Below are 23131 nucleotides of genomic sequence, written 5' to 3'. Positions count from 1 at the left end.
GTCTCCTTTCCAGGAGGGATGCGGATCGCGTAAGGTTCTCTATGTTAACCAGCGCGCGCAGCGTGGCCGTACGGTGAAACCGGTGATGCCGCGATCCCTTCACCGCGGGCGACGCGGCGGCGCAGGGCGCCCCGTTGGGTTACACCGGAGCCACCCTCTGCGGCGAAACAGGTGGAAGCGATGGAAATCGCTACCGTTTCCGGCGGCCGCTCGTTACCGACCGGTGTTTCTGGCGGGGTTTCTGACACGCGGAATCAGCGCAGGCGCAGCTGCACCCCCAGCATCCCCGTGACGCCGCCCTTCGGCAGCGCCGCATCGGGCTTCGGGCGGACGCGGAGGTCGGTCTGATGGATCCGCACGAACGCCTCGGCGCTCCCGAGGAGGGCCACGCTGCCCTCGGCCGGCCATACGAGGTCGATCGCCGTGCGCGTCCCGATGGCCCACCCGTGCCCTGTCTCTTCGGGCTTCTTCGGGTCGCCCGGGGAGGCGATCACCCAGTCGGCGGCGGCCTCGATCCTCGCCCGGACGAGCGCGTCGAGCGGCACGATGGGCGCGGCGAGGCCGCCGCCGCCCCCGAGCGCGAGCCACTGGACGGACAGCCCCGGGGCCGGCTCGCGCAGGGCCGTGGCATAGGACGCCTGGAGGGTCCCGAAGAACCCCGAGCGCCGGTCGAGCGCCGTGGCCATGACCCAGGCGCCGGCGCGGGCGGGTCCCGCAGCGCCGGCGGGGCCGCGATCGAGCCCATTGCCGATGAGCCCGCCGGCGGCGAGGAACCAGCCCAGCGGGCGCGGCGGCGGCGAGGCGGCCGCCGGCTCGATGCCGGCCGCCGCCGCGCCGGTCGGTTCGGGCGGCGCCGGGGCGCCGGCGCGCTCCGACGAAAGGGCCGCGACCAGCAGCCCCGCGGTGCGGTAGCGGTCGGGCAGCGGATCCTCCTCGCGGAACTCGATCTCGCGCGACGACAGCGTGCCTTCCGGGGCGCCGACGGAGGCGACGTCGACCCGCAGGCGGCGGTAGTCCGGGCCGTCCAGCCAGACGACGGCGAGCGCCCGGACGGGGGTCCCGGCGCGCTTCGGGTCGCCGAGCGCGCACCCGCCGCCGCCGGCGGCGCGGGAGCACGCCTCGATGAGGAGCGCCGGGAGCTCGCCATGCACGGCAGGGCCCGACGCGATGTCGACGACGATCGGGGCCGGCACGAGAATCTACCCGGGACCGACGCTACCGAGCGGGAGGGGCGAAGGCAAGCCGGCTCCGGCCGCCGCCGGGGTGACCGACCCCACGTCGAGGCGCAGGTCGAAGACGACCCGGCGATCGCCGCGGCGTGCTCGCCGAGCTGCGCGATCGGCTCCAGGTGGTCCGGGAGGAGTACGGCGACGAGGTCTCCGTCACGGTCCGCGGCACCCCGGAGGCGCTGGGCAAGCTCGCGGCGCGGCTCTCCGGCGGATGACAGCGCGATCCCGCTAGTCCCGACGAGCAGGTATCCACACCTGCTGCCGGGACCTCAGAGGAGGATCGGGTCGAGACGTTTCCCGAGGGAACTCGAGGCGAGCGGCGGCCGGGGCAGTCGTCAGGGGCAGGCCATCCTCTTGGGCCAGCAGAAGGCGCCGCAATGACAGTGAGGGCAACCTGTTGTCATGGGTGCATCCGAACGAAGCGGTATCGAAGAGCGCGCATGACTACGCCGTCCTCGTCGCCGCCGGGAGAGGCGTCTAGCACGGCGATGAAGCGGACAGGCTTCGCCCGACGCCCATCGCCTGGCCGCTCGACCTCGACCCACACATCTACTGGCAGACGCTCCCGCGGGATCGCCCGGGCGTCTTCCGGCTGAACGTCGGCGCCAGCAAGGAGACGTACCGCTCCTTGTTTGGCCCCCGCCGCTCTTCGGCCTCCCGATGGACGCCCTCACCGACCAGCACCACCCGCTCGACGATCTGCTCGGCGCATCCGCGCGCGATCTCGTGGAGCGCATCGACGGCGCGGCGACGAACATGGAGCGGCTGGCGACGCTGAGCGCGTATCTCCTCGATCGCGCCCGGGCGTGCCGCGCAAAGGGCTACCCGCGCGCGGCGTCTATCGTTCGAGGAGGCCGGCCCACCACGCCGGCGAGGTCGCGCGCGTCGATCTCGAGGCGGTCGGCGAGCTCGCGCGCGGGCAACGTCGTCGAAGGGCCCGCCGTAAGCAACCCGGGTGAGCTCGTCAGGCCCAGGCTCGCTCGCCTTCTGGTCGGTCGCAGTGACGTGTATGCGACGCCTGTGGTGCCCTCGAGAGCCGCCAGCGCTATCCTGCGGGCATGTCCGGAGCCGCTTCCGCCCGTCGCCTCGCCACCGCGGACGATCTGTTGGCCATCCCCGAGCGCGAGCGTTTCCACGAGGTCATCGGTGGCGAGCTCGTTCGCAAGGCCATGCCGAGCGGCCCGCACGGGCGCGCCCAGCTCCGGATCGGGAGCCGGATCAGCGGACCCTATGATCGGCGGCCCGGCGGCCGCTGGCCCGGAGGCTTATGGTTCGCGACCGAGGTCGAGGTCGAGCTGGAAACCCATGAGGTCTACCGTCCCGATGTGACGGGGTGGCTGCGCGAGCGCTTGCCGGAGCTGCCTCGGGAGGTGCCCATCCAGGTACGGCCGGACTGGGTATGTGAGGTGCTATCGCCGTCGAACAGCCGCAACGATCTGTTCAAGAAGCTCCGAACCTACCAGCGCTGCAAGGTGCCCCACTACCGATAGCCCGGCCTCGTGGCGAATACGGGCGCGCGGCCTCCGCCCACGTCAGTCGCCGGCGAGCTCGAACGCGCCTTCGTACACCGCGTCGATCGAGATGGTAGCGCCGTTCGCCAGCGTCAGCGTGTCGCCGGCCTCCAGCACCCGGTAGCGCCAGGAGCCATCCGCCTCGCGACGATAGTGCTCGACCCGCGGAGACGTCTGCGAAACGAGCACGTAGTCGGTCAGCGAGGCGAGCCGCTGGTACGCCGCCCACTTCTTGCCGCGGTCGTAGGGCTCGGTGCTCTGCGAGAGGACCTCGACAAGGATGCACGGGTTCGTGAGGACATCGCTCGTGCCAGGTTCCGTGTCCATGGGGCCGCACACCACGACCGAGTCCGCATAGACGTAGCGCTGCCCTTGCTCGGCCGAGATCCGCTGATCGGACGTCAGCACGTGGCCCCCCTTGCCGCGAACGGCCGCTCGAAGCTCCGCGATCATGGCGCCTGACAGCAAGTTATGCCGAGGGCTGCCACCCGCCATCGCGAACACGTCGCCGAGATGGTACTCGTGCTTCGCAGGCTGGCTCCGCTCCCACGCCAGGTACTCCGCGGCGCTCATGTTCCGCATCGTGGCGGGATCACCCATGGCGCCGAGCCTAGCGCGACCCCGCATGGGGAACCAGCCCGGGGAGGCTCGCATCACCCTGGGTCGCTGAGCTCATCGGCTCGGGCGAGGACGCGCGCGCGATGGCTGCACTCGCCCTGGTCACGAGAGCACGGCGCGTGGGCAGGGAGGACCGATGTCGGGACGGCCCCGCCCTACGGGACCACCTCGATCCACTCCGACGCTCGCACGGCGGTGTCGGACGTCGGATCCATCCAGAGAAGGCTCGCTCCGAGGACACCGGTCCGGCGGTTCCGGGCGAAGGTCACGGGCGGCGCCGGGCCTGCGTCGAAGTCTCGCAGCCGCTCGAGCGCCGCGATCAGCCCCTCCCGCGTCGCGTGGGCGCCGGCGCGCTTCAGCGCCTCGATCGCGATCTGCGCCGCGACGTAGGCGCTCGCCTGGATCCCGAGCGGCCCCTGCGCCACGCCGGCCCGGCGCAGGAAGGCCCGCAGCGCTTCCTCCGAGGCCCGCTCCCGCTCGCCCAGGGAGCCCGGGTACAGGAACAGCACGCGGCCGGCGAGGTCGCGGGACAGCGCCCCGGCGTGGCCGGCGATCGATCCCGCCGAGGCGTAGATCGGCACGGCCGATCCGGCGGCGTCCAGCGCGGCCCGAGCGCTCGCGAGCTCCGCGCCGGGGCCCCAGAAGAGCACCGCCTTCGCTCCATGCGCGCGCGCCGCATCGGCGACGTCGCGCGGCGAGAGGCGGCCTGGCTCGAAGGGCAGCGTCGAGAGCTGCGAGAGCTCGCGGTGGGCGGCCTCCTCGCGCGCGCCCGACGCCCAGGCCTCGCCAGCGCGGTCGCGCGTGTGCACGACCAGCGCGGCCGCAGCCGCGTTCGCCGGAGCACCGGCGAGGTGCTTGACCGCCACGCGGGCCAGCACGTCCGGCCCCGGCAGCACCTGGAACACCATGTCGTCGGCCCCTGCCGCGACATCCCGCGCGCGGCCAGGAGCGCCGCCGGCCAACCCGGGTGCGCCTGCCCCGCCTGCCCCGCTGGCCAACCCGGGTGCGCCCGTCAGCGCCAAGGGCCCCACGAGCGGCGCCCGCTCCTCCGAGAGGCGCGCCCGCAGCGCCGGATCCCCGCCGAAGGCGCTCCCCACCAGCGCCAGCACGCCGCGGTCCAGGAGGCGCGCCGTCGCCCCGGCCTCGCCCGCCGGCCCGGAGCTGTCCTCCACGCGCAGCTCGAGCCTCCGCCGGTAGAGGCCGCCTCGCGCGTTCACCTCGGCGAACGCCGCCGTCAGCACGTCGCGCGCGGCCGCGCCCACCGGCGCCTCCGGCCCGGTCAGCGGCAGCGCGGCGCCCAGCGCCACCGAGCCCGCCGTGACGCCAGGATCCAGATCCCGGCCGACACAACCCAGATAGTCAACAAGATCCGATAGATCCGCGTCCGCCAGGCGGTACCGCGGCATCACCGGGCTCAGCCGCTGCCCCGCGGGCCCTCGCCCCTCGCGGATCGCCGCCGCCAGCGCGGCGGCGGTCATCGCCCCGTCGCCTGTCCCCCTGCCCTGCCCTGCTCCCCCACCCCGCTCGCCGCTGGCCGCCAGGCGCCGCTCGGCCGCGAGCGGCGGCGCCGTGACGCCCCCCTCGGTCGTCCCCTCCCCGCTGGGGCCGTGGCAGCCCGCGCAGGCGGCCTCACGGCCGGAGAGCGCCGCGGCGCCGCCGGCGATCGCGCCCTCGACGGCCCGGCCGTCCTCGGTCGCGCCGCGCTGGTAGATGCGCTTGCCGCGCCGGGCGGCCGGCGAGAGCTCCTCGCACGACGCCGCCTCGCCCGCCGCAGGCGCGTGCGCCCGGGGCGCATGCTCGTCGCGGCCGAGCGCCCACGCCGCGAACGCGCAGATCCCCACCGGCACGGCGGCCAGGAGGCCGAGCCGCGCCATGCCAAGGCGACGGGCCCTCGGCCTAGCCACCGCCCGCGCTCCGCGCCGCTGCCCCTCGCGGCGGAAGGAACGCCCGGACCTCGTCCGCGAGGCGCCCCGGCGGCGCGATGCCCTCGACCCGCGTCCAGCGGCCCTCCGCCTCGCGCCCGATGAGCGTGATCGGCGTGTGCCGCTCCTTGATCGGCGCGCGCCCTCCGAGCGCGTCCAGCACGCGGTTCACGCGCTCGCGCCGCCCCGTCAGGAACGACCAGCCCTTCCGCCGGCCGAACTTCTCGGCGTACGCGTTCAGCCGCTCCGGCGTGTCCATCGCGGGGTCCAGCGAGATCGAGACGAGCCGCACGTCCCGGTCCAGCGCGTCGCCGAGCTGGGCCTGGAGCCGGCCGAAGATGGCCGTCATCGGCGAGCAGATCGTCGTGCAGGTCGTGAAGATGAAATTGACGGCGAGCACCCGGTCCTTCGCGAGCTCGCGGAGACGGACGGGCCGGCCGTCCTGATCCACGAGCTCCTCGTCCAGGACCTCGACGCCCGTCGCCGGCGAGGCGCGCACCTCCGCCGCGCCGTCCGCGGAGAGCCCAGGCGGCCCCGCGGCGGCGGCGGCGTTCGGAGGGTGCCCAGGCGGCCCCGCGGCAGCGGGGGCGGCGTGCTCGCCGGGAGGCGCGCCCCCGCGGCCGCACGAGGCCGCGGCGAGCGCGCCGGCCAGGACCAGCGCTTTCAATGAACCGAGCGACAGGAAACGCATTGTAGGCCTCACCGTGGGTCGTTGAGGTGCTGGACGGCGTGCGCGAGCGCCTCGGGCGCCTCGGTGGCGAACGCCTTCAACCACATGCCGGTCGACGTGTCGCCGACGAGCAGCGTCATCGTGTGCTCGTCGGGCCGCTTCACCTGGCCGCCGAGGCGCTTCAGCACCGTGGCGACGTTCTCGGGCGTGCCGGTCAGGAAGTACCAGCCCTCGCCCGCCTTGAACTTCGCGGCGTACTCCTTCAGCGCGGCCGGCGTGTCGTTCTCCGGGTCGACCGTGATCGTCAGCATCGTCACCGCCTGCCCGCGCGCCCGCAGCAGCGCCTGCACGCGCGCGAGGTTCGCCGTCATCGTGGGGCAGACGCCCTTGCACGAGGTGAAGGCGAAGTTGATGAGCACCTTCCGGCCCCGCAGCAGCCCGTCGTAGAAGCGGTGCGCGCGGCCGTGCTGGTCGACGAGCTCGGTGTTGGTGAAGTACCGCGCCGCGGCGGCGTCGTCCTCCCGGGAGACGCCGCCGATCTTCATCCGCTCCACGCGCGGCGCCTTGCCCTCCGCGGGCGTGAAGCGCGCTGCCGAGCAGATCGCGAGCGCGAGGGCCGCCGCGGCGAGCGCCGCCCCGGGCCTCATCGCGCACCTCCGCCCTGCGCGCCGGCGCCGCGCGGGGAGACCCGCAGCGGGACGGACGGGAGCGCGCCGACAGGCGCCCCGCGCCCCGGGACGGCGGCGAGGAAGCGGTACTGGCCCGGCGTGGGCGGGGTGAACGCGACGGAGAACGTGCCGTCCCCCTCGGCCCGCGGCGCGCCGCGGAAGCGGTACCCGGCCGGGAACCGGACGACCATCACCTCGATGTCTTCAGCGTCGAGCGGAGGGCCCCCTTCGCCGGCGGTCGCGCGGAAGCGCAGCGTCGCGGGCTCGCCCGCCGCGAGCCGCAGATCGGGCTCGAAGAGCGGCGCTATCGCGATGTCCTTCACGGGATCGCCCCCGCAGCCGGACGCGTCGGCCTCGCCGTCGCCCGGGGCGCAGCGCGCGGGCGCCACGGTCGCCTCGAGGCACACCCCCGTCCGCGGGCGGTCGAGGAGGAGCTCGACGTCGTAGAGCCCCCCCTCGCCGAGCCGCACCGTGGTCGCGTACACGCCCGGACGCACCTCCTTGAGCGACCTGTCCTCGACGAGGATCGATCGCGGCTCGCGGCCGTAGCTCGGCAAGGTGCCGATCGGGGCCATCATGCCCTCCACGTAGACGTAGAGCGCTTTGTCGGCCGGGCTCGCGACGAGGGCGCCGTTGCCCTCGGGCAGGGGCGCGATGGGCGTCGCGAGCGCGGCCGGCCCTGGCCGCGCCGCGGCGGCGAGAGGCGGGCCCTGGCCGACCGCGATGTCGACGAGCGGCGGGGCCGCGGGGCCGCCGAGGGCCGCCCTGTCGACGAGCGAGACCCGCGCGGCGCCCCGGTTGCGGATGTAGGCGAAGGCCCCGGTGAAGGTGACCGCGTCCGGCGCGGCCAGCCCGGTGAGCGTGTGCGCCACCGCGCCCGTCGCGCCGTCGAGGACGGCGACCTCGTTCGCGGCCGGGTTCAGCGCGAACGAGAACCGCCCGCGCGGGTCGAACTGGAGCGCGCCGAGCCCGGGCTTCAGGGCGACGCGCCCGGCGACGGCGCGCCGCGCGGCATCGAGGACGACGACCTCGCCGCGCGCGGCGTTCGCCGCGTGGACCACGCCCGCTTCATCGCTCGCCGCGATGGAGACGACCCCCTCGCCCACCGCGATCTCGCCGAGCGGCTCGAGCGTCTCGCCGTCCACCACGGCCACCGACTCGCCCTGCTGGCTCGTGATCCACGCGGCGCGGCCGCCGCCGGTGAAGGCGATCTCGTGGTGACCCGGGCCCACCGGGAGCGTCCTTAGGACGTCCGTCGAGCGGGCGTCGATCACGCTCACCGTCCCGTCGCCGTCGTTGCCCACCCAGACCGTGCGCCCGTCGGGGGCGACAACGACGCGCGACGGATCCTGGCCGACGGGGACGTTCGTCCGGACGAGCCCCCGCCGCGTGTCGACAACGGCGAGGCCCTGCCCGCCCCGGAGCGTGACGTAGAGGCTCTCCCGGTCGGGGTGCAGGACGAACGAGACGCCGCGGCCCGCGAGGCTGACCACGCTCCGGAGCTGCGTCCTGGCGAGGGCGACCTGCGGGTTGATGGCCGAGAGGGTGTTGTCCTGGTTCAGCGTCCAGAGGAGGTAGGCGTTCATGTCGACCTCGGGGCGCACGGACAGGAGGCCCGCGGTGAAGCTCTTGATCTTCCCCCGGCACGCCGCCTCGTCCGGCGCGGCGTCGACCGCGCCGCTGGCGAGGCTCGCCGCGGGCGCGCCGCCGGGGAAGCTCGCCGCGGCGGCGCCGTCCGCCCCGGCGCGGCGCGACATCCAGCCGAGCGGCGTGAGGCCACGGACCGGCGCGCCCGTGGACGCGTCGGTGATCGTGAACTCGGCCACGACGTCGGAGCCCGCCGCCGCCGCGGCCCGCGCCGCCCCGAGGCCGCTCCCCCCGCCCTGCTGGCCGCGGTCCAGCGGCCGCAGGGCGAACGCGATGGAGAGCCCATCGCGCTCGACCCGGCTCTCCTGCAGGGGAGCCGCCGGCTCCTCGGGCTGCGCCGGCGGCGCGAGCTGCGCCGGCTGCGCCGGCCGCTCGGCCCCCGGGTCCCCCGGGGCGGGGAGTGCCTCTCTCCGGCCGCAGCCGAGCGCCGTCGAGGCGCCGAGCCAGGCCAGCGAGAGCCAGAGTCCGCGCGCGCCCATCGAGGCGCCGTCCATCGAGATCCGTCGCATCACAGGCCCCTCCTCCCGCTCACGGCGTGACCCGCCAGATGCCCCAGAGTCCGCCGGTGAGCATGGCGTTCGACTGGTCCATGTAGAGGCGATCGCCGGGGACCTCGAACATGCCGCCCGACCTGAAGTAGGGAGTCACCGTCCACGCGGTCATGGGGCCGATGCCGCCGTGCGCGCTCACGGCGAAGCTCTTGCTGTTCCGGCCCTGGTACCGGGATCCCGAGCCCTCCGCCCACGGGTTGTACGCCCACTCCGTGTTCGAGAGCCCGAACGAGTGCTGGCGCCGGTGCCCCGAGGCCTGCAGCACGCGGAAGCGCACGCGGTCATAGCGCCCCGCCGTGAAGACGGGCGTCGCCGGATCGCCGCGCCCCGCCGAGCTGAAGACGCCGCTGACGTCGAGGCCCGGGCGGGTGCCGAGAGGCGCGTCCGGCCCCACGCCGAGCCGCGCCCAGATGGGCTCGGCGCGGTAGTTGAACGCCTTGTGGCCGGTGAAGTCGGGATCGGGAGGGCCAGAGACGTTCGCGAGGGTGGCGCCGCAGCCCAGGGCCGGGTTGAGGCAGCGGAAAGCCGCCTGATCCGACTGCAAGGGCACCTCGTCCTGGTAGAGGAGCACGAACTCGCGGAACCAGATCTCGGAGCCGTTCTCGTCCCGGTACTTCACCTGAGCGGCCGCGCGCGAGTCCCGGCTCGGGTACCAGACGGCGCCCTCCGGCTCGACGATCAGCGCGCCGATCCCGCCATGCATCGGGTGGTTCACCACGTCCGCCATGTCCTTGAGGTTCACGGGACCGAGCTCGACGGGCTGCCAGCGGACGTCGCCCCGCGCCGTCACGGAGATGTCGCCGGCATACCAGGTGTACGTCCGCTGCTCCCCGCGCTCGACCGTCTGATCGGGGTTCTGACCCACGTTCGCGCCGTCGCTCGCCGTCACGTCGTACCCCACGAGCTGCGCGTGCAGCGAGACGCGGTTCGACGGCTTCACCTGGTTGACGTTGAACCCGTCGACGATGGGAGCGTTGTAGTTCCAGTGAGGCGACTTCGGCAGCTCCTCGGGCAGGTCGTTGACGAGCGTGACCTCGACGCACTCGCCGGCCGCCGCGCGCAGGACGAGCGGCTCGGGCGGGCGCGCGCCCGAGCGCAGGGCGGCCAGATCCTCCTCGAGGACGAACAGGATGGCGTTGGGATCGTTGAGGCCGTAGGTCGGGTTGTACGTGAGGCGATCGCCCGGCAGGTTGCCCTGCGCGGTGATCGCGTGGACGACATACGCCCTCTTCGGCGCCTCGGGCGGGCACACCTCGACCTCCCGGCGCCTGCCCGTCGGCAGCGGCGCGCCCGAGAGCGGCAGGAGATCCGTCTGCCGCTCGCCGTGGACGCGCAGGATGCCCCACCGCCCCTCCCAGAGATCGTCCGTCGGCGCGCCCGCATAGAGGTAGTCCGCGCCGCCCGCCGCGTTCTTCCGGAAGAGGGGCGCCGCGTCGAGCGCGAGGTCGGCCTGCTCCGAGACGCCGATGGCCTGCCCGTTGGCGTAGCCGCTGTCGGGATCGGTCGGCTCGTTCAGCCACTTCTTCCCGTGCACGGTGAACACGTGCTGCTCCGCCTGGGCGCCCTGGGTGAGGCGGATCAGCGTGCGATCGCCCTCGTACGCGCGGAGCAGCGGCGTCGCGGGATCGCCGTGGACGCGCGAGCTGAAGACGTTGTGCATGGCGCCGGCGTCGCCGCTCTTCTGGACGACCGCGCGCGTGCTGCAGTTGCGCTCGGCGATCCGGAGCGGGATCGGCTCGTTCCTGTAATTGATGAGCCCGACGCCCGAGTCACGCCACGAGATCGCGTCGGGGGTGGAGGGCCCATGGGTGATGGCCACCGGCAGCGGCGCCGGCGCCTGCGACGACGGGTTCACCGGCCGGCCGCACTCGTCGTAGACGGGGCCGTAATCGGCGATGCTCAGGTTGAACTCGCGGAACGGGCTGCGGTGGTCGCCCGGGGGAAACAGGATGTCGGCGCGGTAGCTCGTCGGCCCGCCGTCGCTGCGATCGCCGAAGAGCGCTCCGGTCTCCGGATCGCGCCAGATCGAGCCGGCCGGCTCGACGATGAGGCCGCCGTAGAGCCCGTGCTGCTGGTGCGACGAGGCGGCGAAGTGATCGTGGGTGAAGGCCGTGCTCAGCGCGCGGTCCTGGCCGGCCTCGCTCAGGATCGGATCGGCAAACCAGCGCTGTGTCGTGGTCTGCGCCCCGAGCGACGGGGTGGTCATGCGCGGGTGGCGTGTCGGGTCCTCGAGCCGCACGCGCGCCCCGGGCTCGCCGCTCCTGACGCCGGCGGCGAGGGCCCCGCCGGCCGCGTTGGCCGCCTGGATGCGCGCCGCCACCTCCTCCATCGCGAGGGCCCCGTCCTCGTAGTTGAAGCCGTTCGCCCCGCCGTCCGAGGAGGTGACGTCGAACTTCACGAGGTGGATGTGCTGGCCGATGACGTCGGTGGGCGCGGCGGCCTGGAAGTCGTCCTCCGCGAGCACCGCCGGGATGAGGTTCGTCGCGTGGAACACGACGCACTCGCCGGACTGCGCGCGGATGAACAGCGGCTCCGGCGCCCTCGTGCCGTCGAGGGTGGCCTCGACGTCCTTCTCGAGGACGATCATGCGCGCCTGCGCGTCGTGCCAGCCGGCCCGGTTCACCGGGGCGTTGGTCTGGACGTAGGCCGCGCGGTAGGTGCGCACCGGCGCGCCTGGCGGACACGGGTCCGCGAAGGGGGCGCCCGCGGCCGGCGGCTGGCCGTTCACGAGGAAGAGCGCCGGCTCGCCGGCCGCCGTGAAGGCGGGGTAGCCCTTGACGGGGAAGCCGTAGCGCTCCGGCGCGCGCACGGCGCCCGGGAACGCGCCCGCGTGGAAGTTGGCGGCCGCCACCTCCGACGGGGTGCCGTCCTTCGGCAAGAGCTGCACGTCGGCCTTGGAGAGCTGCACGTCGAAGAAGCCGCGGCCGCCGGCCACCGCGCCCCCCGGCGGGACGTTCGCGATGTAGTGGCGCGGGAGCCCGCCGTCGTGCTCCATGTCGCGGGGCGGCTGCGACGGCCGGTGTCCCGCGACCGCGGCGACGTAGAACGGATAACCCGGAAAGGGGTCGCGCTCCTCGGTCTTCCCGTCGGCCATCCTGACCGACGTCCGCTCGTAGGTCGGCATCGGCGCCAGCGCGACGCCGGGGATCGGCACGACCGCGGGCGTGGGCGTCCCCGCCGCGAGCTCGCCGTCCGGGAGCGAGCGGTCCGGCGTGCCCGCCTCGAAGACGTCGTGTGTGCGCCAGAGCCCCCACATGCCCTGCGCGAAATGGGCATACAGGTGGCAGTGGAGGATGGCGTCTCCCACGGAGAGGTTGCGGTTGCCGCCTCCGCCATAGGTGATGTCATACGTGTAGGCGGCCCTCGGGCCGATGGTCTGCGAGTCGATGTACGCGCTCTTCTCGTTGCCCGGCGACCGCAGCCACTGGTGGCCGTGGAGGTGGAAGACGTGCGTCTCGCTGGGCCCGGCGTGGAGGTTCCTGACGCGGACGGGATCCCCGAGGTAACCGTGGGATACGTTCGAGGGGTCGTCCGGATAGAGCGCCTCCGTCGCGTTGCCGGCGTCGTCCCGATCGATGTTCAGCGCCGGGTCCCCGTTGACCCACGAGCTCAGGAAGAACTCCTCGAACTTGCACTCCTCGCAGCGCTTGCTCGGGCCGATCCTCTGCTTGTTGGCGAAGACGGCGCTGCCCAGGCTGGCGGCGCCGTAGTTGATGCCGAAGCCGGTGCGCACGCCGTTGTAGCGCGGGTCCGCCTGGTACTCCGCGATGGGCTGCACGACGCTCAGGATGTCGTGGAAGAGCACCGTGAACTCGCGGAAATAGCCCATGTTCTCGGAGGCGGGGGAGCCGGCCTCCGTCTCGTCGAAGCCCGCGATGACGGCGTTGACGTCGCCGTGCACGATCTCGCCGGCGTCGTCGATCATCTTCAGGATCGGCCGACCGGACGCGTCGACCGCGTCGTAGTCGATGCGCGGCGTGCCGTCCGGGTTCGAGGGGTTCAGGGAGGCGGCCGAGAGCTCGGCGGCCGTCACCTGCGAGCGGTACGCGACCGCGCCCGGCGGCTCGACGGTGACGGCGCCGTACAGCGTCTGGGAGATCCGCCGCCCCGGCCCGGGCTCCGAGCCGACCATGGCGCCGCCGCTGTGCATGAGGAACGTGCCCTCGCGGCCGGCGAAGAGCTCGTACTTGCGCGTCTCGCCCGGCGCGGCCAGCGAGCTCTCGTTGTTCCCGACGTCGCCCGCGAGCGCGTCGATGTTCCGGATCTGGAGCCCGACCACCTGGATCGAGGCGTCACGCGTCGACGCGGAGGTGCTCGGCAGCGGGCCTGTCGCGGGCGTTAGCCAGTTGGTGAACGAGATGGAGAGCCTGTCGCCGGCGTTGACCCGGAGGACGAGGGGCCTCGGGCGCTTGCCCGGCCGCAGCGTCGCGTTGCCAGGGCCGACGGGCTCCGACGGATCGGCGGCCACCACGTCCCGGCGGAGCGCGTACACCATGCCCCCGGGGTTGAACGCGCCGAGGCGGTCGTAGACGAACATCTGATCGATGGCCACGACGTCCGCGAACACCGTCCTTCCAGACGCGGGTGCATGGAAGTCGTAGCGCACCTCATCTTGACTCTCCAAGACGCTCTCCTCCTCCGGAGGAGGAGGCGCCTCGGAGCCAGAGCACCCAAGGACAGCCACACTCACCATGGCCCATCCGGACCGCCAGCGAAGCCTCATCAGCACGGGGATCTCCTTGCTCCGGGTGGAGCCGAGCAGGAGCGCTCGCGTCGAACGCTTTTCATATGAACGCCAGGCACGAGCACGCCGACGGATGCGCGCGACGCGCGGCCACCCGCCGACCGAAGCCTGGCAGTTGTAATAAAACTCTGTCTCCCAGCCCACCGCCGGTCAAGAATCTTCGCGATCAGGCGCCCGCCGAGGCGAGAGAACAGGCGCTGTTCCGAACAGACACGCGCGGGACATGCGCTGTCCCCGCGGCGGGCGAAGCGCTGCCTTCAGCAGCGGTTCCAGGCGTCAGAAGCCGACGCAGACGGGCTCGTCGATACGCAGCACGGATTCCTGGTTGAAGCGAACCTTGTATTCCTTGCGGATCGCGTCGATGGCGTCCGAGGCGACCTGGCCGCCGTCGTGGAGGAGCATGATCAGCCGGCTGTCCTCGCGGACGAGCTTCCCCGTCGTCGCGAGGTACTGGCCGTCGACATCGAACTGGGTGAGCCCGTCCTTGAAGCGCGGGGTGACCGCCGTGTCGACGAACTGCTGCCACTCCGCCTGCGTCACGGGGGGCAGCGCGAACCGGTCCAGGCCGAAGAAGAGCTCGGTCCGCGTCATCGGATCGCCGCGCCCGCAGGCGGCGCCGGCCCGGCCGGGCGAGGGGTGCGCGGCGTCCTGGCGGCCGCCGTGGCACGCAGTCGTCGCGAGAGGCGTCGCGAGAGGCGTCGCGAGGGGCGTCGCGAGGAGCACGGCGAGCAAGGCACGCGGGGGCGTTCGGCGGCGCATGGCGGCGGTCTCCGGGGTGAGGGCGTTCGGGCGCGAGGCGCGCGCCACCGTACCACGGCGCCACGCCGAGGGCGGGCGGACCGGCAGGCCGGTCCGGCGGTCCGACGTCGCGCCGCGGAGGCCGGCCGGAGGCCTAGGTGATGTTGTACGCGAGCAGCGCGATCCCCGCCGCGATCAGGACGATGCCGCCGATCTGAAGCGCCGTCAGCGTCTCGCGCAGGAAGTAGACGGAGAAGACCGAGATGAGCAGAAAGCCGCCCGACGACATGATCGGATAGGCGATCGACAGGTTGATGCGCTTGAGCGCCAGGACGTAGAACAGGATGTTCGACGCGAAGAGCACGAGCCCCAGCACGAGGTGGTAGTTCGTGACGAGCGCGAGGCACTTCTCGACGAGGGATAACCCCTCCATCGAGGGGACGCGCCGCGACGCCAGCTTCATCAGGATGTTCGCTGTCGCGTTGAAGACGAGGGCGATGATCAGGAAGAGGTAACCTTGAGCCATGACTGACGTGCGGCGAGCGCGCTCCGCGGGGGAGCTCGCCGTGCCCGGGGGGCACCTTCGCGGCGGGCAGCAGTAGCAGATCCGGGAGGATGGCGGGAACGACAAAGGGTGGGGCGAGGCCCTCGCGGCGCGGCCCCCCGGCGGCTCAGGCGGGCGGGGCGCCGCTCTCGTCGCCGAGGAAGGCCATCACGGAGGCCACGTCGTACGCGTTCTCCCAGTGCTCCGTGATCAGGCCCCCGCGGAAGCGCCAGACCCCGCAGAACGGCATCGCCAGGCTCGCGCCGCCGAGGTGGGCGCGCAGCACGCCGAACGCGGCGCCGAAGTGATCGTTGGCGAAGATGTGCTGCACGTCCATCAGCAGGGTGCCGCCGGTCATGCGGATCAGCTCGCGCTCGTGGGTGGCGGCGGCCGCCTTGCCGACGACGCGGCCGGCGGCCCTGTCGCGGCAGAGCTCCCGGTGCGCGGTGTGCAGGACCATGTCGTCGGCGACGAACTCCCCGATGCGCGACAGATCGGCGTAGAGGGCGCGCAGCTTCTGGACGTTCGGGTGGGCGGCGCCGGCTTGCTGCTGGGTGCTCACGGCGTCTCCTCCGTGTGGGCGGACCCCGATTCCGACGCCGATGGACGCCACGTCTTCGCGGCGGCGGCGGCGTCCTCGATGGTGGCCAGCTCGCCCTCGTCGAGCTTCATGTCCGCCGCGCGACAGTTCTCTTCCAGGTGCTTGATGGACGAGGTGCCGGGGATGGCGAGGATGGACGGCGACCTGTGCAGCAGCCAGGCGAGGGCCAGCTGGGCGGGCGTCGCGCCGCGCTCCTTGGCGAGCCCGGAGAGGACGCTGCCGGGCTTGGCGAGGTCGCCGTGTCCCATGGGGAACCACGGGATGAACGCCATGCCGTGCTGCTCGGCGTACCGCAGGGCCTTCTCCCCGGAGCGGTCCGCGACGTTGTACAGGTTCTCCACGGCGGCGATCTCGGTGATCTCGCGCGCCTTGGCGAGCTGCTCCACGGTGACCTCGGGCTGCCCGGAGAGGCCGATATGGTGGATCTTGCCCTGCTCCCGGAGCCGCGCGAGCTCGCCGAGCTGATCGGCCAGCGGTACGGCCGGGTCGATGCGGTGGAGCTGATAGAGCTCGATGCGCTCGAGCCCGAGGTTTCGCAGGCTCATCTCCACCTGCTGGCGGAGGTACGCCGGACGCCCGCACGGGACGATGTACGGGCGCCCCTGCACCGTCCAGTCCTCCGGTCCGGAGCGCAGCAGCCCGCCCTTGGTGGTGATCACGAGCCCCGCCGGGTACGGATGGAGGGCGCGGCGGATGATCTGCTCGTTGGTGTCCGGGCCGTAGGCGTCGGCGGTGTCGATGAAGTTGACCCCGAGGTCGACGGCGCGCCGCAGGAGCCGGACGGCCGCGTCCGGGTCGGCCGGCGGCCCCCAGTAGCCCGGGCCGGTCAGGTACATGGCGCCATAGCCCATGCGGCAGACGGGACGGTCGCCGCCGAGCATGAACTTCAGCGACGGAGTCTTGAGCGATGCGTTGGTCATCAGCCTTCCCTTCCTCTTCTCACACGATTTTCATGGCAGGAGCGACAGGGCCGCTGTCACGCGGCGGCGGACGAGCCCGCTCCGCCCCCGCTCTGGCCGTGATCGTTCACCCAGGAACCGACGGCCATCTCCGCCGTGATCCCCGGGCCGAACCCCGCGATCACGCCGCGCGCGCCGTCGGGCATCGGCCTGTCCGCGAACAGGCGTCCCAGAGAGTCGAGCACCACCGCGCTCGCGATGTTGCCGTATTCCGTCAGCGTGGCCCTGCTGTACCGGAACGACTCCTGGGGCACCTCCAGGTACCTGCACAGATCGTTGAGGATGCGCGGACCGCCCGCGTGGACGATGTAGAAGTCGAGGTTGCCCACGTCCCAGCCGTGGCTCGAGACGAGCCGGCGCATCACGGGGGCGAGGGGCTTCATCGTCCCGGGGACCCGCTTGTCGAGCCGGAAGTGAAACCCGGTGTCCTTGACGGCGTACGAGATCCACTCCTCGGTGTCCGGGATGAGATAAGCCTCGTTCCGCTCCAGCCGGATGCCGGTGCCTCCGCTGCCCCGGACGACGACCGCGCCCACCGCGTCCCCGAAGAGGCCGTCGGACAGGAGCGATCCGACGTCATCGTCCGTCGGCTGGTAACAGAGGGAGCAGAACTCGCAGGCCACGATGAGCACGTTGGCCTTCGCGTGCGCAGCGCAGAAGTCGTGCGCGCGGCTGATGGCCGCCGCCCCGGCCGCGCAGCCGAGCTGCGCCATGGGGATCTGCCGCGTGTCGTGGCGGAAGCCCATGGCGTTGATCAGATAGGCCGTCATCGACGGCATCATGAAGCCGGTGCACGAGACGAAGATGATGGCGTCGATGTCCCGCGCGGTGAGCTCGGCGTTCTCCAGCGCCTGCCGTATCACCGGCGGCACCCGGCGCTTGGCCTCCCGTTCGTAAATTCTATTTCGGATCTCGAAACCAGGGTGAGCGAGCGCCTGCTCCAGAGGCTGCACGATGTGGCGCTTCTGCACACCGGTGCCGTTGATGAGCCGCAGCACGAGCCTCAGCTGCGGGTTTCTCGCGTGCAGCCGCTCCGCCAGCTTCAGCGTGTCTTCCCGCGTGACGATGAACTCCGGAACCGCGACCTCCGGCCTGCACAGTGTGGCCATACTTCCCCCCTACACATGATGAACTCGGAACGTCCGGCGTCGGCCGAGCCGCAGCGAACGGCGCCATGGAGCGGCACACGGAAGCAAGGACGTCGCGTCGACTTACCGCGCCGGCGGCTCTACAAGCCCGGAATCCCCTCCGGACGCCCATGGCGCCGCAGCGTCGGGCCGCCAACGATTCCTTCGAGTACCGCAGGGATCATACATCGTCAATGGAAGGCGTGCGATTCCTAACAAGCCGTGTCCAACCAGCGAACATCCGACTCGCCATCCGTGCTCGACGTCGATTGTTCCTCATCCGCGCACGCGTGCGTCCGGGCTCCCCGGCGGAGCGCAGCGCGGGCGGCGGCGCCCCGTGCCCCGCGCTGCGAGCGCGCCAGACGCACTTGGGTCTGCCCCGGGCAAGCCATCTCTCGCGCTCGCTGCGGACGGCGCCCCCTGCGGGCGGAGCATTGGCGCGCACGTTCAGAGTTGCAGTCTCGCGGGAGCGCCCCCCCGGCGTCGACCGGCGGCGCGCGCGAACATGGGTGTTCGCGCGCGAACAACCGATGACGTGATGCCCTTCATCGGAGCCCTGCTATCGTGGGGTCAGGGGCCGATGTGGACCGCCTCCACACTCCCCCGGCAGGTGCCATTCCTGCTTTTGCCGTCAACTTCGTCCCGCGACGTAAATCCACCGATGCCCGCCGCGGCGACGAGCGGCGTGAGCTCGCGATGAACAGCGCCTCTCGCGCGGGAACGAAGGACGAAGGCGAGAAAACCGTTAAACGACGACGGGGATCCACCGTGAGCGCGCACAACACGACATCGCTGCATACGGACAGCACGACGAGCACGACGACGCCCGCATCGGCCGAAAACCACGAAAGCCACGCGATCGATAGGCCATCGCTCCGGAGCGCGGCGCCTCCGGAGCGCGAGCCGACGCTGCGCCGAGCGCCCGAGGACGGCCAGGGGCGAGGCCCCGACCCCCGGATGACCGCGAGCCTCTTCTCGACGTCGACATCGAAGACGCCGGGAGAGATCGACTCGGCCATGAAGATCCTGGCCAAGTCGGTCGCGCGGGAGCTGAGCAAGCATGGATATGGCCCTCGGGAGGCGATCGTCCTCTCGACGGAGCTCGTGCGGCTCATCTCTGCCGAGCTCGAGCACCGCAGGAAAATGCACCAGGCCCCGCCGCCGAGCGGCGCCGGCCACGAGCGCCTGTCGTAGGCGGGCCCACCCGCACCGCGAGCGAGCGCGGGACCGCGCGCGGGCGGATCGATCCCGGAGCGGGTCGATCCCTCGGCCCGGTCCCCTGCCGAGGTCTCCGAGGCCGGGGCGCGCCCCGGCCCGCCCGCGCCTTGTGGGATCACGGGCGCTCGGATAGGCTCCCGCCCGCTCAGCGCTCCGGCGCGAGGAGGATGGATCCGGATGATCCGGCGAGAAGGAGCCTGCCAAGTGCAATTGCCTGTTTCGGGTGTCGCAGAGATGAGCGCGAAGGGGCGCGCCGAGGTCCCCCGTCCCCGCGCTGTCCGGGCCGCTCTCGCCGGGCGCGGCCTGGCCGCGCTGGTCGCGTCTGCGCTCCTCGCCGGGTGCGGCTACACCGAGTTCGAATGGCAAGCTCAGCTCGACCGGTCCGAGCGCCTCCAGCGCGAGCTCGTGGCCAGCCAGGCGCGGGTCCGCCAGCTGGAGGAGCAGGGCCCGCGCGGCGGCGCCGCGGCCGAGGCAGGCTGGGCGAACGATCCGATCTCGGGCCTCGACGTCGGGCTGGGCGCGACGCCACCGCGCGGCGAGCCGGCCGGGGCCCGCCCGGCGCCAGAGCGCGACAGCGACGTCCTAAGGGCGTTCCTGCCGGTGGCCGCCGGAGACGTCACGGTCGCGCCGCGCGACGGCCGCGTGGTCATCTCGATCCCGAGCCGGGTCCTGTTCAAGGGGAACCGCGACGCGCTCTCCCCGGCGGGGGAGAAGGTGCTGAGGGACATCGCCGCGATCATCCGCGGCAACGAGCCGCTCAAGGGCCTCGGCTACCAGGTCGTCGGCCACACGGCGAGCGGCACGCCGGGCGTGGCGTGGCGCAACGGCTGGGACGTGACGGTCGCCCAGGCGCGCGCCGTGCTGCTCTTCCTCGCGCAGCCCAAGGAGGCCGGCGTGCCCCTCGCGCGGCTCAGCCTGGCGAGCTTCGCCGATCTGCCGCCTGCCGACGCGGGCGGCGGCGCCCCGGCGCAACCGCAGGAGCCGCGCGTGGAGATCGTGATCGAGGGGACAGCGAAGCTCCCGGAGGGCCCTGCTCGCCCGGCTGGCGCGGCACCGGCGGCACCGGCTGGCGCGGCACCGGCTGGCGCGGCACCGGCTGCACCGGCTGGCGCAGCACCGGCTGCACCGGCTGGTGCGGCCCCGGCTGGCGCGGCGCGCCCGGGAGCCGGCACGAAGGGCGGGGACGATACGTATCCGTGAACGCGGCGCGAGGGCTGCCGCGGCCATCCGGCCGCGGCGAGCTCGTCATGCGCCGCGCAGCGCGTCGATCCTTCTCCTGAGCGCCCCGGCATCGCCGAGCTCGCCCAGCAGCGCGCGCGCCGCCTCCGGCGCGGCGGCCGCCACGGCGTCGCGGACCTGCGCCCGCAGCCGCCGGCCGCTCGCGACGAGGTAGGCCGCCGCGAGCGCCGCGGCCACCTCCCCGTCGGCGCCTCCGCGCTGGAGGAGCGACGCGGCCAGCGCGCAGAGCGCCTCGACCGCCTTGGCGACCTGGGCGCCGTAGATGGGGTGGGCCGAGTCGACGCCCTGGTCGTGGCACGCCGCGAGGCACAGGGCCGTGCTGGAGAGCCGGCCGAGATCGGTCGAGTCGCCGCGCTCCCAGAGCCCGGACGCGAGTTGCTCCTCGAAGAGGCGTCCCAGGCCAGCTCCCTGGGGCTCGGTCCGACCGGGAGCGGCGCTCGGCGCGGGCGCAGGGGGCGCCCCCGGTCCAGCCCCGTGCTGCGGCCCCGCGGGTCCGCCGCCCCGCGCCGTGGCGCCCGCGCGCGCCGCGGCGCGCTCCGAGCCAGCCGCGGCGCTCGGCTGGAAGAGCTGCTTGGCGTGCGACTGCAGGCCGGGGGCGGCCGGCGCCGCGCTGCGCTCGCCGTCGGCCGCCCTCGGAACGTGCGCCAAGCCCCTGGCCATGTTCATGATCGGATTGTCCGTGAGCCGACCGCTCCCGCGCAACGACATCGCGGCAAACGCGGCGGCCGGCGCCACCGGGACGCGGCGGCTGGACATCCCCCACCCCGCCGGGGCGCTCACCGGCACGGGCCGCGCCTCGGGCTGCCCGTGAGCCCGCCGGTCGCCCGTCCGCCGCTCGATGACCACGAACGACGCGTGCTTCGAGGCGACCCGATGCCGGACCGCGAGGTCCACGATGCGCTTGCGCATCGCCTCGGCGCGCCTGATGGACAGCCCTCGCTGCGACTCCTCGAGGTCGCGTACGCGCGCGCCCGCCCACAGCGCCTCGAGCCCTGGCCGCGACGCCTCCGCCACGAGCTCGACCGGCACCTCGAGAAGGAAGCGCTCTCCGCGCAGGGTCCCGCGGAGCGAGAGGCGCCCCGTCCCCGGCTGCGCGTAGCGGCCGTAGAGCACCCACGGCTCCCCGTCGACGAGCGCGGGGCGCTCGGCCGGCGCGAGCTCGCCGACGTCGACCCCCTCGAAGCGCGCCTCGAGCCCCGTGACCCGGACGGCCGTCGCCCGCGCGAACTGCGCCGTCACCTTCTCGTCGATGCGCTCCCCCGGGTGGATGAACTCCGCGGTTCCCTGCGTTCTGCGCGCGAGATCGTTCACCAGCACATCGCTCACGTTCGTGCCGATGCCGAACGTGTAGATCCGCACCCCCTTGCCCAGCTCGACGACGCGATCGACGATCTGCGCCTCGTTGGCTACCTGACCGTCGGTCAGCATCACGACCACGCGGTCCCGCTCCGCGTCGCCGAGCATGCGCACGGCTGCGAGCAGCGGCTCCAGCATCACCGTGCCGCCGGACGCGACGAGGCTGTCGACGAACGCGTCCGCTACCTCGAGGGTCCTCTGCGTGAACGGGGCGAGCGACGGCTCGAGCGCCCGGAAATCGCTGGAGAACGCGATCACGCCGAACCGATCCCCCTCGGCGAGGTGGCGGAGGCACAGCCGGAGCGCGCGCTTCGCCTGGTCGAGCGACTCGCCCTGCATCGATCCCGACACGTCGACGACGAACACGACGTCGCGCCGGGAGGACGCCCGCTTCGCGTGGGCATGCGTGTCGAAGAGGTCCGGCACCACGGTGAGGGCGAAGGTCCCCTCCTGGCCTTGGGCCCTGTCGCACACAACGCCTGCCTGCACGCCCGGCGCGCCCGCCGCGAGCAGCACGATGTCCCGATCGAGCGCGGCCTTGTCGTTCCGGAGCGAGACCCGCTGGCGATACCCCTCCTCGCGGCGCACCGAGAGCGCGTGCGACGGGCTCTCGATCGCGACGTCGCGCCCGAGGTCGAAGACGATATCGACGGTGATCCCGTAGTCGACCCGCGCGATCCCGGGGGAGATGCGGTCGGCGTCGGGCACGTCGCCCGTGGGCTCGTGGACGCCGTGCGCGGTCCGGTCGCCCCCGGTCGCGCCGGGGATGTAGCGGGGCGCGACGAGGGTCGGGATCATGAGCCGCAGCGCCCCCTCGTCGGCGGTGAGCGCCTGCACGAACGTGACCTCGACGACCGTCTCCTCCCCGGGAAGGAGGTTGCCGACGCTCGCCGTGAACACGTTGCGGCGCTCCTCGTCGAGCAGCGCCGCGCCGTGGCCGGTGGCGATGGCCTCGTCGTAGGCCTGGAACGCCGCTTCGCGCTCCTTGACCTCCCCCTCGAGCCTGCGGCCGGCGCACTCCATGGCGAAGCCGGCGATGCTCGCCTCGCCCGGGAGCGGGAAGGTGTAGATCGCCTCGATCGGCCGGCGCTCCTCGTTCCGGTAGCGCTGCCGCACGACGAGCCGCGCCGCGCCGCCGAGGACCTCGCCCGAGAGGGAGACGCCGAGCAGCGGGACCGGGTGGCCTTCGGAGGTGCGAAGGCACGACATCGGCGACGGGTGCGAAGGATCGTGGGAGGGGTTCATCGCGAGCCTTTCGGGGCAAGGGTTGTGTAACGAGACTCGATATCGAGGGCGATGCGCCGCGAGCGCTCCGGGGCGTCGGTCCGCACGTGGAGCTCCACCCCGTCGGCGAGCTCGACCCGCTCCCAGCGCGCGCCGCGCGGCGCGGCGGCGGGCGGGGTCGAGGCGGGCGGCGCCGCGGCCTCCTCCGGGGCGGCGCAGCGCGCCTCCGGAGCGCGCGGCGGCGCCCCCGCGGCGATGCGCTCGATCTCGTCGAGGCCCGCGCCCGCGAGGCGCGCCTGGATCTCCTCGAGCGGCAAGTGCGCCTGCTGGAGGACCTTGATGGCGCGGAGCCGCGCCAGGTGCTCTCGCCCGTAGGAGGTGTCCTTCCCGCGGAACTCCGGCGCCGGCAGGAGGCCGCGCTGCACGTAGTACCGCACCGTGCGCGGCGCCACCCCCGCCTCGCCCGCGAGCTCGTCGAGCTTGTACGTCATCACGAGGAGCACCCTGCATCGAGACACTACAACTGTCAAGTATACAGCTTCAGTTCGCCTGCGCCCCTGCACCT

At 73.2% G+C, this 23131-nt stretch carries 19 protein-coding genes; 5 read left to right on the top strand and 14 right to left on the bottom strand.

Annotated features, from left to right (window positions below; all coding sequences use genetic code 11):
• Positions 1-254: 254 nt before the first annotated feature.
• Positions 255-1193 carry a hypothetical protein gene (locus WMF27_RS10800; protein WP_437768944.1) on the bottom strand — a complete coding sequence of 313 codons (939 nt, stop codon included), beginning with the start codon at positions 1191-1193 and terminating at the stop codon, positions 255-257.
• 125 nt (positions 1194-1318) lie between these two features.
• Here WMF27_RS10800 and WMF27_RS10795 point away from each other — a divergent pair, with 125 nt between their 5' ends.
• The 3 genes from WMF27_RS10795 to WMF27_RS10785 all read left to right on the top strand — a co-directional run bounded on the left by WMF27_RS10795 (position 1319) and on the right by WMF27_RS10785 (position 2719).
• A complete protein-coding gene (locus WMF27_RS10795; RefSeq protein WP_437768945.1) occupies positions 1319-1444 on the top strand; it encodes a hypothetical protein in 126 nt (41 codons plus the stop codon).
• A gap of 302 nt (positions 1445-1746) precedes the next feature.
• Positions 1747-2007, top strand: a complete 261-nt coding sequence (locus tag WMF27_RS10790) for a DUF6194 family protein (protein WP_437944526.1) — start codon at positions 1747-1749, stop codon at positions 2005-2007.
• 280 nt (positions 2008-2287) lie between these two features.
• Positions 2288-2719, top strand: coding sequence for a Uma2 family endonuclease (locus tag WMF27_RS10785; RefSeq protein ID WP_437768946.1), 432 nt, complete (start codon positions 2288-2290; stop codon positions 2717-2719).
• A 42-nt stretch (positions 2720-2761) separates the two neighbouring features.
• On the opposite strand, the gene WMF27_RS10780 is transcribed toward WMF27_RS10785, so the two are convergent.
• The 11 genes from WMF27_RS10780 to WMF27_RS10730 all read right to left on the bottom strand — a co-directional run bounded on the left by WMF27_RS10780 (position 2762) and on the right by WMF27_RS10730 (position 17511).
• A complete protein-coding gene (locus WMF27_RS10780) occupies positions 2762-3340 on the bottom strand; it encodes a Uma2 family endonuclease (RefSeq protein WP_437768947.1) in 579 nt (192 codons plus the stop codon).
• A gap of 173 nt (positions 3341-3513) precedes the next feature.
• Positions 3514-5262 (bottom strand): ABC transporter substrate-binding protein, encoded by a 1749-nt coding sequence (locus tag WMF27_RS10775; RefSeq protein ID WP_437768948.1) that lies wholly within the window; start codon positions 5260-5262, stop codon positions 3514-3516.
• Positions 5255-5971 (bottom strand): SCO family protein, encoded by a 717-nt coding sequence (locus tag WMF27_RS10770; protein WP_437768949.1) that lies wholly within the window; start codon positions 5969-5971, stop codon positions 5255-5257. The genes WMF27_RS10775 and WMF27_RS10770 overlap by 8 nt, the downstream gene beginning before the upstream one ends.
• 8 nt (positions 5972-5979) lie before the next feature.
• Positions 5980-6597, bottom strand: coding sequence for an SCO family protein (locus tag WMF27_RS10765; RefSeq protein ID WP_437768950.1), 618 nt, complete (start codon positions 6595-6597; stop codon positions 5980-5982).
• Complete coding sequence (locus WMF27_RS10760; RefSeq protein ID WP_437944128.1) at positions 6594-8774, bottom strand: YncE family protein; 2181 nt, start codon at positions 8772-8774, stop codon at positions 6594-6596. The genes WMF27_RS10765 and WMF27_RS10760 overlap by 4 nt, the downstream gene beginning before the upstream one ends.
• A 19-nt stretch (positions 8775-8793) precedes the next feature.
• The gene (locus WMF27_RS10755; protein WP_437768951.1) at positions 8794-13440 is read right to left on the bottom strand and encodes a copper oxidase; all 4647 of its coding nucleotides are present in this window, start codon (positions 13438-13440) and stop codon (positions 8794-8796) included.
• Between the two features lie 396 nt (positions 13441-13836).
• Positions 13837-14319 carry a DUF3574 domain-containing protein gene (locus WMF27_RS10750; RefSeq protein ID WP_437768952.1) on the bottom strand — a complete coding sequence of 161 codons (483 nt, stop codon included), beginning with the start codon at positions 14317-14319 and terminating at the stop codon, positions 13837-13839.
• Positions 14320-14452: 133 nt separating this feature from the next.
• Entirely contained in the window at positions 14453-14824 is a 372-nt protein-coding gene (locus WMF27_RS10745; protein WP_437768953.1) for a DMT family transporter, read from the bottom strand.
• Positions 14825-14969: 145 nt separating this feature from the next.
• On the bottom strand, positions 14970-15356 hold the full coding sequence (locus tag WMF27_RS10740; protein WP_437769869.1) for a nuclear transport factor 2 family protein: 387 nt from the start codon (positions 15354-15356) through the stop codon (positions 14970-14972).
• A 44-nt stretch (positions 15357-15400) separates the two neighbouring features.
• Positions 15401-16363: an aldo/keto reductase gene (locus WMF27_RS10735; protein ID WP_437944127.1), complete on the bottom strand. Its 963-nt coding sequence runs from the start codon at positions 16361-16363 to the stop codon at positions 15401-15403.
• 56 nt (positions 16364-16419) lie between these two features.
• On the bottom strand, positions 16420-17511 hold the full coding sequence (locus WMF27_RS10730) for a type III polyketide synthase (RefSeq protein WP_437768955.1): 1092 nt from the start codon (positions 17509-17511) through the stop codon (positions 16420-16422).
• A gap of 600 nt (positions 17512-18111) precedes the next feature.
• Here WMF27_RS10730 and WMF27_RS10725 point away from each other — a divergent pair.
• Positions 18112-18723 (top strand): hypothetical protein, encoded by a 612-nt coding sequence (locus WMF27_RS10725; RefSeq protein ID WP_437768956.1) that lies wholly within the window; start codon positions 18112-18114, stop codon positions 18721-18723.
• A gap of 258 nt (positions 18724-18981) precedes the next feature.
• Complete coding sequence (locus tag WMF27_RS10720; RefSeq protein WP_437768957.1) at positions 18982-19947, top strand: OmpA/MotB family protein; 966 nt, start codon at positions 18982-18984, stop codon at positions 19945-19947.
• Between the two features lie 45 nt (positions 19948-19992).
• Here the strand turns inward: WMF27_RS10720 and WMF27_RS10715 are convergent, their stop codons facing one another.
• On the bottom strand, positions 19993-22587 hold the full coding sequence (locus WMF27_RS10715) for a VIT domain-containing protein (protein ID WP_437768958.1): 2595 nt from the start codon (positions 22585-22587) through the stop codon (positions 19993-19995).
• Entirely contained in the window at positions 22584-23057 is a 474-nt protein-coding gene (locus tag WMF27_RS10710; RefSeq protein ID WP_437769870.1) for a helix-turn-helix domain-containing protein, read from the bottom strand. The genes WMF27_RS10715 and WMF27_RS10710 overlap by 4 nt, the downstream gene beginning before the upstream one ends.
• Positions 23058-23131 lie beyond the last annotated feature (74 nt).

Origin of the sequence: Sorangium sp. So ce281, assembly GCF_051527395.1 — a bacterium.
In the GTDB taxonomy this organism is placed as follows: domain Bacteria; phylum Myxococcota_A; class Polyangia; order Polyangiales; family Polyangiaceae; genus Sorangium; species Sorangium cellulosum_B.
Note: the sequence above shows the minus strand (reverse complement) of the source record. Positions and strands in the feature narration are given on the sequence as shown.